Genomic DNA, 12,977 nt, shown 5'->3' with positions numbered 1-12,977 from the left:
ACAGCCGTGACGTGCGGCGGGCGATCTCGGGCGGCACGGTGGTCACATGCGACGAACAGGATCGCATTCACGACGACGGCCTGGTCGTCTGGCAGGGCGGCCGGATCATCTATGTGGGACGCCGCGACGGGTACACGCGGTTGCCAGACGAGCAGTGGCTCGACGCCTCCGGACACTACGTCCTGCCCGGACTGATCAATCTCCACACGCACACCGTGATGACGGCGCTGCGAGGACTCATCGACGACGTCCCCGCCAGCGCATGGCTCCCGCGGGCGCTGGCGCTGGAATCGCGGATGTCGCGTCAGGACCGCTACTGGTCGTCGCTGGCGGGAGCGTGGGAACTGCTGCGACGAGGGGTGACGTTCATCGCCGATCGCGGATCGGGCATGGGGAAGGCGTCACAAGCACTCTGGGACAGCGGGATCCGCGCCGTCGTGACCCAGACCCTCACGGATCAGGCCGGGGACCGCGCCTGGTCCGAATCTGAGGACGTGCTGGACCGCTGGGGCACCAGCCAGACGAGCCGGATCTTCGCCGGACTGGGCCCCCACGCCACCGACACCTGCGGCGACGCCCTGCTCGCCAGGGTGCGAGCGCGAATGGAACAACTCGGCGCGCTGACGTTCATCCACGTGGCGCAATCCCGCGACGAGGTCGCCGCAGCGCGACGGAGAGGCGACGACGGATGCGTGCATCTCCTGCACCGCCTGGGATTGCTGGGCCCGCGCGTCGTTGCCGCCCACTGCACGTACCTCGAACCGGGAGAACTGGAACTCCTGGGACGCACCCGCACGGTCATCGCCCACTGCCCCGTCAGCAACGCCAAGATCGAAGGCGCAGTGGCTCCCGGGTGGCAGCTGTGGAAGGCCGGAGCGCAAGTCGCCCTGGGCACCGACTGCGTCGCGAGCAACAACACCATGGACCCGTGGTTTGACCTCAAATTCGCCGCCCTCCATCACAAAGTCGCATCGGGCGACCCGCAGGCCCTGCCGTGTCGAACGGCCTTGTCCTGGGTCACGCACGGAGCCGCGCGCAGTCTCGGCCTCGACGGCGATATCGGCGCCTTGTCGGTCGGCGCTCGCGCCGACATCGTCACCCTGCGGAGCGACGTGCCCAACGCCGTGCCGGCACCGGACCCGTGCTCGCACCTCGTCTACTCCGCTTCTGGAGGCGACGTCGACACCGTCGTGATCGACGGTCAGCCTGTTTTTGAACACGGTGCGCCGCCGCACTTGGACACCGAGCGCATCCGCCATGAACTGTCCAGGATCAGAGCGACCCTTGTGGCCTAGCCGGAAACGCCGGCGGTGTGAGGGGAACGCCTCCGGGCCGAGCCGTCACGATGCATACCATATATGCTCACCGTGCCGACGGGCCCGACCCTGCGGTTGATCCCGCGCCTCGACGTGACCTTCGAGGAGTGGTCGGCGCGCCGATCGCACGCCATCCCAGCCGCCGCCCACGGTAGGGAAACGGACCGCCCAGGCTGAAGATGCGGCCCGCGGCAAAGGGAGGTGCTGGATGACCGTGCAACCCCGCTCGCATAGCCGCGGGCTCCTCGACCGGCTGGCCGCCGACGGCGCGGTGCTCTGCGCCGAAGGATACCTTTTTGAGCTCGAACGGCGAGGCTATCTGCAAGCCGGTGCGTACGTCCCCGAGGTCGTCCTCGACCACCCGGACGTAGTGGCGCAGTTGCACCGGGAGTTCGTGCGGGCGGGCAGCGACGTCGTCGAAGCGTTCACGTACTACGGTCACCGCGAGAAACTGCGGCTCATCGGCAAAGAGGATCGCCTGGAGGCCCTGCAGCGCAACGCCCTGTCGATCGCCAAGGCGGTCGCAGCGGAGAGCGCCGGGGACCCGCCCCTCGTCGCGGGCAACATCTCGAATACGACGATCTACGCCCCCGGCGACGCGGCCGTTGCCGCGCAGGCGCGCATGATGTTCGACGAGCAGGTGGCGTGGGCCGCAGACGCGGGCGTGGACATGGTGATCGCCGAGACGTTCTCCTACCACGGCGAGGCGCTGCTCGCGTTGGAGGCGATCAGACGGGCGGGCTTGCCGGCGGTCGTCACGCTCGCCGTGCACCTGGACGGGCTGCGCGACGGGGTGCCGCTCGAGGAGAGCGTCCGCTCGCTCGAACAGGCGGGCGCGGACGTGGTGGGTCTCAACTGCGCCCGCGGTCCCGCGACGATGCTGCCGCTGCTGCGCGCCGCCCGCAACGCCGTCTCGTGTCACGTCGCCGGGCTGCCCGTGCCATACCGGACGACACCGGAGTCCCCGACGTTTCAGTCGCTGCGCGACCCGGCCGGTGACAGCCTGCCGACGCCGCGCTCGTTCCCCGTTGCCCTCGATCCGTTCACGTGCACCCGCTACGAAATGGCGGCGTTTGCCCGAGCGGCCTACGACCTCGGGGTCCGCTACATTGGGGTCTGCTGCGGCGGCGCGCCGCACCACGTGCGGGCGATGGCGGAAGCGCTGGGGCGCAGTCCCGAGGCCAGCCGGTACTCGCCGGATATGTCGAAGCACTATGCCTTCGGAACTGATCCCCGCCTCCGGAGGCACAACCGCGACTACACCTCCAAGCTGTAGCGCGCGGCGCACCCGCAGGGATGCCACGATGACCCTCCCGCCCCACACCAAGTACCTGATCGTCGGAGCCGGGGTCCACGGCCTGAGCACGGGGTACCATCTCGCACGGGAGCTCCGCGCGCGGGGCAAGGGAAGCGGCGCGGACATCCTGATCGTCGACAAGACGGGCGTCGCCGCCGGCGCCTCCGGCATCGCCTGCGGTGTGATCCGCAACAACTACTTCCAACCCGCCATGCGCGCACTCATGGCCCACAGCGTGAGTGTCTGGGAGCGCCACCCGGACGTGCTGAGCTACCATCCGGTGGGCTATATGCAGATTAGCCCCGAAGTGATGCACGAAGGCGTTGCGGCGATCCACGCCCAACAACAGGCCATTGGATACCCCTCGGTGTTCATCGAAGGGGCGGCCGAGTGCACCACCTACATGAAAAGACTCTTCCACGACTGGCGCGCACGGGGCATCACGTCCGTCCTGCACGAGAAGAAGGGCGGCTACGCCAACAATAGGGCCTCGATGGTGGGCCTCTCGCGCATGGCGCTCGCCGAAGGAGTGCGCATGGCCACCGACGTCCGCGTCACCGGCTTCCGGCAATCGGGCGGAGCGATCGCGGCGGTGGACACCGACCACGGGGTCGTAGCGGCGGACTACGTCGTGCTCGGCGTCGGCCCGTGGATCCGGTCCGTCTGGGCCATGCTCGACCTGCCGATGACGATCACCGTGGTGCTCGGCGGGAACGCGCATCACGGCGTCAAGATGTGGCGCTACCTGTGCCTGCAGGAGGGCACCCTCGGGGTCGACCCCAATTTTCAGCAGACCAACGACGGCAGGATGCCGCCGGTCATTCACGTCGACACGGACGCACCGCTGTACTCCGACATCGACGGCGCGCTGATCACCGACCAACTGTGGGGCATCTACTACAAACCCGACTTCATGTTCGACGGAGTCCAGGGCGGCGCCGCGCCGCGTCCGGTCGACAACGACGACGCACCCATCGATCCGTACGGCACCGAGTCCCCCGAATTCGTGGTCGGCGAGGATTTCGTCCGCCTGTGGTGCTCGGCACTAGCGTTCTGTCAAACGCGCTTCGAGCACAAGGCGTCCCTGTACAGACGGGAACCGTCCGGGGGCCTGGGAGCCTTCACGCCTGACAACTTCCCCGTGTTCGACGTCTTCCGGCAAAACTGCTACGTGATCGCGGACTCCAATCACGGCTTCAAGATGATCGGGGTCGGCGAGCTCGTCGCGAAGGAGATCCTCGGCGAATCGAGCGCGATCCTCCAGCCGTTCCGCTTCTCCCGGTACGCCGAGGGGAACTTGCACCCGGTCTCCACGAGCCCGTTCCCCTGGAGCTAGACAATACGTCCGGCATCGACGCACGCGCGTGGAGATCACTTGCCGCTCCGCACCAGTCGATGGAGCAGCCAATACGCGACAAGCGCCGGCGCGGCGCCGACAAGCACCACGACGAGCGCGTCGGTAAGGATAGTGAGACCGGCGGGCATCGCCACGTGCCCACGGAGCCACAGAATCACAATCAGCGCCAGCGCGGACCCCAGGATCGCGACCAACCAGCCGAACATCATGAACATGCCCGTCGTTCTCCGTTGCCTGAAACGTACGCAACGATGTCACGTGTGCCTCGCGTTGGCGCCGGAGTGCGGCCGCCCCGCCCCGCGTCTCCGCGGTCGGGCGCGAACGCGCCGGTCGCTGCGCTCCGTCGGCCCCGACCTCACGCCGTGGAAAGGAGATGCCCCCACCATCGATATGCGGGTCGCAGACACGGCCGTGCAGATCCCGGCGCTATCGAAGATCGGTCTCGTCTCTGCCGTCTCCCCTGCCTCGGGAGACCCCGGACCTGACCCGCCCGGAGCTCTCGGCTGATTCACCGCTGTGGCCACGCAGGAAAGAACGTTGGAACCTCGATCGGCACCGGCCTGTACGCGGTAGAGCACCAGTCGCGTCACACTCTCGACCTGATGCACTTCTCCAGATCGGAAACGGACAGTGCCGCCGGGACCCAGGCGCTGTTCAGCGTGGGCATTGCGGAAGATTGCTTCACCTTCCAACACGTAATCGATCTCGTCCGCTGCGGAGTGGCTGTGAATCCGCGAAATCTGTCCGGGTTCCCAGCAAGCAAGGCTCACGCCTGAACGTGGCGAATCGGCAAGGGATTTCTGGATGTGGTGTGCAGACGAGAACTCCTGTGTGCCATGGAGATCGAGGAACTCCATGCTTCCTCCGTAGTGGCGCCGGCATTCGTCGCGAGCATCCGGACAGTGTCGCGTTTCCACCAGCACGTCGAGCTATTCCTTGCCAAACCCGCCTGCGCCCAGCACACCTGCCGTCAAGAAGTTCCGCAGGAGCAAGAACACGACCAAGATCGGGAGTAAGGTCACAATAATCGTCGGGCTCAGGATGTTAAAGGCGAGACTTTGGAGTTGAGCCTTGATTTGAATGATGCCAACCGGGAGCGTTTGCCACTCGCTCTCCGTCATCAACGTGACGGCGTACAAGAACTCTTTCCACACAAAGACAAAGACGATCAAGAATGTGGTCGCGAGCCCCGGCGTCGTAAGCGGCACGAGAATGCGCAGCCACGTCTGGAACTCACCAGCCCCGTCCACCCGCGCCGCATCAATGACCTCCTGCGGGATCGCGACGAACGCACTCTGCATGATCAACAGCGCCCACGGGAGGTTCAACGCGACGTAGGGCAGGATCAGACCGAGCCAGGAGTTTCGCAGGCCAACAGCCTCCTCCATCACGAACGTCGGGATGAGATAGATCACCCACGGGACCGCGATCACCAAGACAAGAAATGCGAGAAGCGCGCGTTTACCGGGGAACTCCTTGCGCGCTAGCGGATAGCCGCCGAGGGCGCCAAAGACCAGGATCAGAACCACCGAGGTTCCAGTGACCGCCAGACTGTTGACGAGAAATCGCCCGAATCCGGCGAGTTGTGTGAACACGTACACGTAGTTGACCAGCGTCCACCGCTGGGGCAGGATGGTGATCGGGTAGTGGTAGATCTCCGTGTCAACTTTGAACGAAGTCAGCAGCAACCAGGCGAGCGGGAACAGAAACGCTGCGGCGACGCCGCTTAGCAAGGCGTAGTGCAGCGGCTGACGCTTCATTCTCCACGCTCGCGCAACGCGCCCGCGGTCGCGAGGCTGAACCCCACGATGAGGATCGCGGTGAGATAGGCGGCTGCTGCGGCCGTCCCCATCTCGAAAAACCTGAACGCCCGTGTCCACGTGTAGTAGTACAGGGTGAACGTCGCGTTGCCGGGGCCGCCTTGCGTCAGCACGTAGGGAAGATCGAACATCTTGAGCGATTGCGTGATCAGGTAGACGGCCACCACCGTCATCGTCGGCCTGAGGGCCGGCACCGTCACGTAGCGCACTTCGCCCCAGAACGTTGCGCCGTCCACCTTCGCCGCGTCGTACAGGCTCTGGGAGATGCTTTGCAGACCGACCAGGAAGATCACCATCGGAAACGCCAGTTCCTCCCAGACAAAGATCGGCACCATCACGTACAGGGCGAGCGACGGCGAGAGAAACCACTCAGGCGGCCGGGTACGAACGAGGGCCTGCCACGCGATGTTGACGATGCCGAAGCCGGGATCGAGCAGCCACAGAAACACGACCGCGCCTAGTGACGGCGGGATGATCATCGGCAGCGCGATCGCCAGTTGGAGCGTCGTGCGCCCGCGGATCACCTGGGTGAGCGCGATGGCCACAAGCAGGCTCAGCGCAAACGCGATCGCGAAGAACGGGATGCCGAACTTGATCTGGTTGGCGAGCGCGATCTGGAACACCGGATCCCTGAGGACGGCAGCGTAGGTGCCCAATCCAACCCATCGAGGGGCCGCATCGTACACATAGTTGTACGCGGTGAAGCTGAAGTAGAGCGACCGGAGCATGGGATAGGCGATGAACACGCCCATGAACACGAGCGCAGGACCGAGGTAGAGGTAAGCACTCCAGGCTCGCTCGCGCATCAGCACACGCAGGCGGAGGAGCGTGATCGCTCCTCCGCCTGCCGTCGGAGTTCTGTGGAGCTCACCCGTTGTATCCGAGGAGCGTGAGGTCGATTTGCCGCGTCGTAATCCCGTTACGGATGTTGGCCAGTGCCTGCACGGGATCCGTCCCCTGCAAGATGACCTTCTGGGTCTCCGAGGTGAACAGCTCTCCAAGTTGCGCAATGCCCTTGTACTTGGGCTCAAGCGTTGAATTGCTCACGACCCGCAGCGTCGCTTCCGCCTCTCGCTGGAACCACTTCACGTGGCTGTAGGCCTCCTTCTGGGACGGCAGCTTCCCGTAGTTGTTAAACGTCCAGACCTGGGCGGGCAGCGACAGTACCTGCTCCCGAATGAACTGCTCGGCGAGCGCCTGGTTCGGCGAAACCTTCGGAATGTAGGCGTTGTGAGTGTACGTGATCGAACCATGGCGTTCCGCTCCCGGCCAATAGATCCAGGACACGTTCTCCGCGCCAAGGTTCTGCGCCGACTCGACGGCCCGGGACACGGTCGTCGCGTGGGCCGGGATCAGACCGGCCTTGAAGTTACTGAGCGCCACACCCGACGCCGTCGGCGCGATGTCGCCGAACAGCAGGTTGGCCTTCTGCAGGCTTCGATAGAACGTCAGGATCTTCACGGCGTCGGGGCTTTCGAAATCGAGCATCTTCGGGTCGCTCTTACTATAGATGCTGCCCCGCGCGCCCACCAGCGGCGCGAGATAGTTGTGCAGGCCGAACTCGTTGTCCCAGTCGAGCCCGAGCCCGTAGCCCTTGGGCGACACCGCCGCGAGTTTGCGGAAGTAGTCGACCATCTCCCCAAGGTCCCACGCCGGGATCGGCCTCGGGTTGCCCGCGCGGTCCACGAGGCCGGCGGCACGATACATCTTCATGTTGACCTGGACGCCAATGACTTCGCCCAGGAACGGTACCATGGGGTAGTACCACCCGCTGCCCTGCGCAAACCGGACATCTTTGAGAAACGTCGGGATAAACTTGTCCTCCCCGACCCCTTTGACGAACCCGGTCATATCGACCAGTAGGTTCCGACCAACGAGCGGCGCGACAAACAGCGGAAGCCCGACCACGATCACGTCCCACTCGGTCCGCCCGCGCGACCACGTCAAGAGTTCCGGTGAGATGTCATTGTCCGGGGTCGTCTCGAACTTGAGCCCGACACCGTGGGCCTTCCCAAATGCCGTGCCCCACTGTTGCAGGTTGAACTTCTTGTACACCCATGACTCGGCGCCCATCCGCAACGTCCGAGCCTGCGCCTCACCCGCTCGCGGAAATCCGATGCCTCCGGCCACTGCTAAGCCCGCACCCGCGGCGGCCTTGACGAACGTCCGACGTGGCATGCGACGTGCCGTACGCTCCGTGTTCATCTGCACTCCCTCCTCTATTGTCTCCCCGAGACTACCGGTGGCCCTGGGGAAGGTCCTCGTCGCTCATCCATTACGTACAGTTCGTCTTCAACCGCGGCAATGATCCGCGCTGCGAGGGAGCGGTCTCGAGTCGAGGCGGTGCCAACCCCGTAGCTCGGGACCGCCACCCAAGACGCGACGCGTTGCTCCGCGCGATACCCCCATTCTCCTCACTCATGTGACGCCCCCGCACAGACGCGCTGCGGGCGTACAAATCCAGGCCGGCCGCCCGCAGCGCCGTCAAGGCGACGACAACCGGCGCATCGATCGCCACCGCCGCGTCGATGATCATCTGCGGGAGGTCAACATCCATCGTGCTGAACGCACCCACGGCGTCCCCGCCGTCCCGGACGTGCAAGAGCAACGGCTCGAGGCTCACGAGCGCCATTGGACACCCCCGCCGCGTGCAGCTCATCGAGCGCTTGGCGAGCCGTCCAGCGCTCCCGAATCACGCGACAGAGCGCCTGGGTCATCGCGTGGGGAGACCGATGTTCGAAGATGTTGCGCCCGACCGAGCAGCCGATCGCGCCCGCGCCGATCGCCTGTTCCATCCGATCGAGCAGCGCCGCGTCACTGAGCCGGGTGCCGCCCGCGAGAATCACAGGGCGGCGTGTGGCTTCCACGATCCGTCCAAACGACTCTACATCCCCGCTCCAGTTCACCTTCACGATGTCGGTCCCGAGTTCGGCACAAAGCCTCGCGTTCCGGAACAGGTAGCCCGCGTCCAGGGTCCCCCGAACGTCCGTCGCGCCGGCGTATGCGTTCGGCCATTCGGCTTCAGCGATGAACGGCATCGCCCAGCGGTCGCAGGCCTCGGCGATCTGTGACACGTACGAGATCATCGCTGGCTCGTTCTCTCCCGCCAGCGCGACGTAAGCCACGACCGCGTCCGCGCCGGCGCGCAACGCCCTCGCTACCGAGTTCACCGGAGTGACGACCGCCCCGCTTGGCCGGCCCGCGGCTGAGGCGGTGAGCATGATCGCGAGCGCGGTCGTGCTGCGGAATTCCGGCACCACTTGGTCGAGCAAGCCGGCGCCCAGCATAAAGACGTTCGCGCCCCCCTCCACGGCCTCACGCGTTCGAGCCCGGATATCGATTAAGCCGGTCAGCAGCGTGGGGGAGGTCATGGCATGGTCCAGGGCGCACACGACACCCTGATAAGCGACACCCTGGCACGAACCCGAACTTGATGTTGCGCGGGGTCCGACACTGAGCAAGTGATGATTTCCGCTCGTCGCGCTCCGGTAAAGCATACCGCTCAGCTTTCCACCAACGACCTCCAAGAGACAGTCACTGTCCGCTCACGCGGATGTACACTCGCCGAACCGGGGCGATATGTCCCTTATGTCCCCAGGGCACCGCGATGGCTATGCGGAAACTACACGCCAAGCATCACAGTGTCGTCATGGCCTGTTATGAAATCCCCAGCGAGACAGTGCCCGCAACGAGGGCTGGCAGCGAGTTTCTGCTTTGCCGATCATAGGACCTTCTGGGGCTTTCGGTATCCCGCTGGTGGACACCAGCCCACGTCACGACTGCAGCCCCAACGTTGAGCGTGTTAGCAGCATTGTCGCCGGGCCTTGGAACAAGGAGGGTGAAAACATGACAGAACCACCGGCGCGTCGCATCGGGTTCCTTGGACTCCTGAAAGTATTCTTCAGCGACTACCATGTCGACATCGCGAAGATCAATTGTGCTCGGATATATTCCACGTTTTCAAGCACAAATGAAAAGGGGGGCGGAGTTTTCGAGACCCGCCCCCCTCTATTACGCTATCTAGTTCTCGTTACCAACGGCCCCATTGATCGCGGTGGTAATCACGTGCATAGTGCCGATTATCCCAACAAGCCTGGTCATAGCGCCGGTCCCGTCCCCAGAAGTGCCCGTACCGGTCGCTCTGACAGTAATTACCCCAGGTGTTTGGTCCCCAGTGGATGTTCAAGTTCACGCTGGGTCCATTGCTATGATAGCCTTGCGCGTCTGCTGGCACACCATACAGCATCAGGGACGCACTTCCGACGATAAACACGACCACTGCTGCTAGCTTCAACACACGTGACATCGTGAACCCTCCTATCCTCCCCGAGACATATTTTGCCCACTCTTGACCTGTGCGAAACCGGGCCGTCGGACGTCAATAAGTGCGTCGCTCTGAGCCTCGGCCGATGACGCGTCGCCACTATTCTTACGCCAGTGTTACAGTGTCGTTGAGTGGGGAAGAATCAGCGTGCGCGAAACGGCGCGGCGAGGAGGTGGATGGCCATGTTGCTTGCGCTACTACTTCTTGGAGCCGGGCTCTTGGTGCTAACGGGTCATCTCATCGTTCGCTAACGGAGCTTCTATCGTGCGGATACGGACACACGCTACGGCCCCAGCACACCGAACGGTGTGTTGGGGCCGTAGTCTCACGTCTCGGAAGGCTGTTCGTGACCAACCAAGAATGGGATTAGGGTCCGACACGGATGAATCCAAACAGCGCGTGGCGGCACTCGAGGTGATTCCGCCGACCGCGAAAGGAACCAGACCGTGACCACCTGCTGTGTCGTCGGCTGTGGACCCGCTGGCGCTGTGCTCGGGCTGTTGCTCGCCCGGGCCGGCGTTGATGTGATCGTGTTAGAGAAGCACGGCGACTTCTTGCGCGATTTTCGAGGCGACACAATCCACCCCTCGACCTTAGAGATCTTGGACGACCTGGGCCTGGCTAAGCGCTTCTTGGCGCTGCCCCATAGTCGTGCCGAGCAGTTCACCCTGCGCACCACTGCCGGCGAGACCTTGTCGTTCGACTTTCGCGTGCTGCATACGAAGTTTCCGTTCATCGTATTTGTCCCGCAGTGGGACTTTCTGAACTTCGTAACCGCCGAGGCGCGCCGGTACCCGAACTTTAGGCTGCTCATGAACGCGGACGTCTCCGGGCTGATCGAAGAGAGCGACACGGTGTGCGGCGTTCGATACCGGACCGACGCAGGGGAGACGGATATGCGTGCGCTGCTGACGATCGGCGCGGACGGGCGCTCATCGCGCACCAGGGACGCAGCGGCGCTCCCCCGAACCACGACGTCGCCACCGATGGACGTACTCTGGTTCCGATTGTCACGCGACCGAAACGACCCGGGACACGTCCAGGCAATTCTCGGGCCCGGGCATTTCATCGCCATGTTCGACCGCGGTAGCTATTGGCAGATCGCGTACGTCATCCCGAAGGACGGAGCCGACGCCGTGCGGGCGGCCGGGCTCGAAGCGTTTCGCCGATCCGTCGCCAATCTGTTGCCGATCTTTGCGAACCGTGTCGGCGCCCTCGTGGATTGGGACCAGATCAAACTTCTCACCGTGCGATCCGATCGCCTCACACGTTGGTACCGGGCGGGCTACCTAGCAATCGGCGACGCCGCGCACGCGATGTCACCGGTCGGCGGTGTGGGGATCAACGTGGCGATCCAGGACGCGGCGGCGACCGCCAACATCCTGTGGCGCCCGCTCCTGCACGGATCGGTATCGAACACGAGCCTCGCGGCGGTGCAGCACCGCCGTGAGCTTTCGGTCCGCATCACGCAAACCTTGCAGGCCTTGATGCAGCGACAGTTGCTGGTCCCGGCGCTTGCACACGGTGGGCGGCCGCCACACATCCCACCGGTGATCCGCGGGGCGTTAGCGGTGCCGGGTCTGCGCACCCTACTGCCGAGCCTCATCGCATTCGGTGTGTTCCGGTCTCGCGTCGAGAGTCCCGCACGGGCGGCACCCAGCAATTGACGGTGAGCGCAGTACCGGAGCGGATGTTGATGGCATCAACCCATTTCGATCGCTCAATCTGACAGACAAGAGATCGTCTGACAAACAGGAGCGTAGCCATTGGGACGCTTGCGCTACGCTCCTGCTGTACCAGGTTATGGCCTCCCATAAGTCCCCGGCACGTAGTCTTACTCAGAATTCTATTCGCCCCAAGTTTTCGTGTTACTGGCGAGGCGGCATCGACCAGCCGTGGTACACACCTTTTTGGATGTCGGCGCCGACGATCCAGCCGTCATCGTTAATGCCGAACGCGTTCGTCACATTCGCGCCCGGGATATCGATTGTCGTAATATGCCCCAATGCGTCACGCACATAGCCATGGATTGCCTGGGCGGTGTCTTGATAGTATCCGACGATCTGGCCTGTGGCGTTGAGTCCCCAGGCCCACGTCTGAGTCGCATTGGGAACATCGATCGTAGTGAAGCGTCCACCTGCGTAGAAGAACCCGTGGGTAGTGCCGCCTTCGACGTAGTACCCGGCGACCTGCCCCGAGCCGTTGATGCCGTAGGCCAGGGTTGTCGTTGCGCCCGGGACCCCAAAGGTGGTCATGTGACCTCCGCTCAACAGGAAGCCGTGAGACTGCTTCGAGCGATCGTCGTACGTTCCTACGATCTGGCCGTTGGCATTGATATCGTCGGCATACGTCGCCGCCGCGCCCGGGACATCGATCGTGGTGAACTGTCCCGAAGAGAACCGATATCCGTGAACTCCCCTGCTGTCGTCGCGAAAGTACCCGACAATCTCGCCGGCGTCGTTGATCCCACCAGCGACCGTTGCCGTGGCGTTTGGAACATCAACTGAGGTGAATTGGCCATTGAAGAACAGGAAGCCGTGCGGTCTCTTCGCCTTGTCAAGATAGAAACCGACGATATGGCCGTCGCCGCTGACTCCCCGGACTACGGTCGAGGCCGAGTTCGTGGGTTCGATCGAACTTACGGCCGACATCTCCGTGGATGGGGCTGAAGTACCGGGCGCGACCAGAAACCCGAGGCTGATAAGCGTGCCTAACCCTAGCACGACGAATCGCTTCATGACACCCCTCTCCTTCAGTTGGTTCGTAGGAAGTGCAAGGGGCGGACCCTTTCCGGATCCGCCCCCCCTGGCTAGTCAAACACCACCTGCGACCTATCCGACGAGCGACAGTCCCTTGTTCTCAT

The 12,977-nt window shown here is 63.9% G+C and carries 10 protein-coding genes; 4 read left to right on the top strand and 6 right to left on the bottom strand.

Annotation, left to right across the window (positions count from 1 at the left end):
- From VKZ50_09030 to VKZ50_09020, 3 genes are all read left to right on the top strand, one after another.
- A partial coding sequence (locus VKZ50_09030; protein HLJ59860.1) for an amidohydrolase family protein occupies positions 1-1,295 on the top strand: 1,295 nt, incomplete at its 5' end.
- Between the two features lie 229 nt (positions 1,296-1,524).
- Entirely contained in the window at positions 1,525-2,592 is a 1,068-nt protein-coding gene (locus VKZ50_09025; protein HLJ59859.1) for a homocysteine S-methyltransferase family protein, read from the top strand.
- A 28-nt stretch (positions 2,593-2,620) separates the two neighbouring features.
- Positions 2,621-3,949, top strand: a complete 1,329-nt coding sequence (locus tag VKZ50_09020; GenBank protein ID HLJ59858.1) for an FAD-binding oxidoreductase — start codon at positions 2,621-2,623, stop codon at positions 3,947-3,949.
- 35 nt (positions 3,950-3,984) lie between these two features.
- Here the strand turns inward: VKZ50_09020 and VKZ50_09015 are convergent, their stop codons facing one another.
- The 5 genes from VKZ50_09015 to VKZ50_08995 all read right to left on the bottom strand — a co-directional run bounded on the left by VKZ50_09015 (position 3,985) and on the right by VKZ50_08995 (position 9,161).
- Positions 3,985-4,185, bottom strand: a complete 201-nt coding sequence (locus VKZ50_09015) for a hypothetical protein (protein HLJ59857.1) — start codon at positions 4,183-4,185, stop codon at positions 3,985-3,987.
- A 714-nt stretch (positions 4,186-4,899) separates the two neighbouring features.
- A complete protein-coding gene (locus VKZ50_09010) occupies positions 4,900-5,730 on the bottom strand; it encodes a carbohydrate ABC transporter permease (protein ID HLJ59856.1) in 831 nt (276 codons plus the stop codon).
- Entirely contained in the window at positions 5,727-6,596 is an 870-nt protein-coding gene (locus VKZ50_09005) for a sugar ABC transporter permease (GenBank protein HLJ59855.1), read from the bottom strand. Before VKZ50_09005 ends, VKZ50_09010 begins: the two co-directional genes overlap by 4 nt.
- Before the next feature lie 61 nt (positions 6,597-6,657).
- Positions 6,658-7,995: an extracellular solute-binding protein gene (locus VKZ50_09000; protein HLJ59854.1), complete on the bottom strand. Its 1,338-nt coding sequence runs from the start codon at positions 7,993-7,995 to the stop codon at positions 6,658-6,660.
- Between the two features lie 341 nt (positions 7,996-8,336).
- Positions 8,337-9,161 carry a hypothetical protein gene (locus VKZ50_08995; GenBank protein HLJ59853.1) on the bottom strand — a complete coding sequence of 275 codons (825 nt, stop codon included), beginning with the start codon at positions 9,159-9,161 and terminating at the stop codon, positions 8,337-8,339.
- 1,399 nt (positions 9,162-10,560) lie between these two features.
- On the opposite strand from VKZ50_08995, the gene VKZ50_08990 reads away from it, so the two are divergent.
- Complete coding sequence (locus VKZ50_08990) at positions 10,561-11,781, top strand: FAD-dependent oxidoreductase (protein HLJ59852.1); 1,221 nt, start codon at positions 10,561-10,563, stop codon at positions 11,779-11,781.
- A 201-nt stretch (positions 11,782-11,982) separates the two neighbouring features.
- Here VKZ50_08990 and VKZ50_08985 read toward each other — a convergent pair whose 3' ends face one another.
- Positions 11,983-12,852 carry a hypothetical protein gene (locus VKZ50_08985; GenBank protein HLJ59851.1) on the bottom strand — a complete coding sequence of 290 codons (870 nt, stop codon included), beginning with the start codon at positions 12,850-12,852 and terminating at the stop codon, positions 11,983-11,985.
- Between the last annotated feature and the right edge of the window lie 125 nt (positions 12,853-12,977).

This window comes from bacterium (genome assembly GCA_035295165.1).
In the GTDB taxonomy this organism is placed as follows: domain Bacteria; phylum Sysuimicrobiota; class Sysuimicrobiia; order Sysuimicrobiales; family Segetimicrobiaceae; genus JAJPIA01.
Note: the sequence above shows the minus strand (reverse complement) of the source record. Positions and strands in the feature narration are given on the sequence as shown.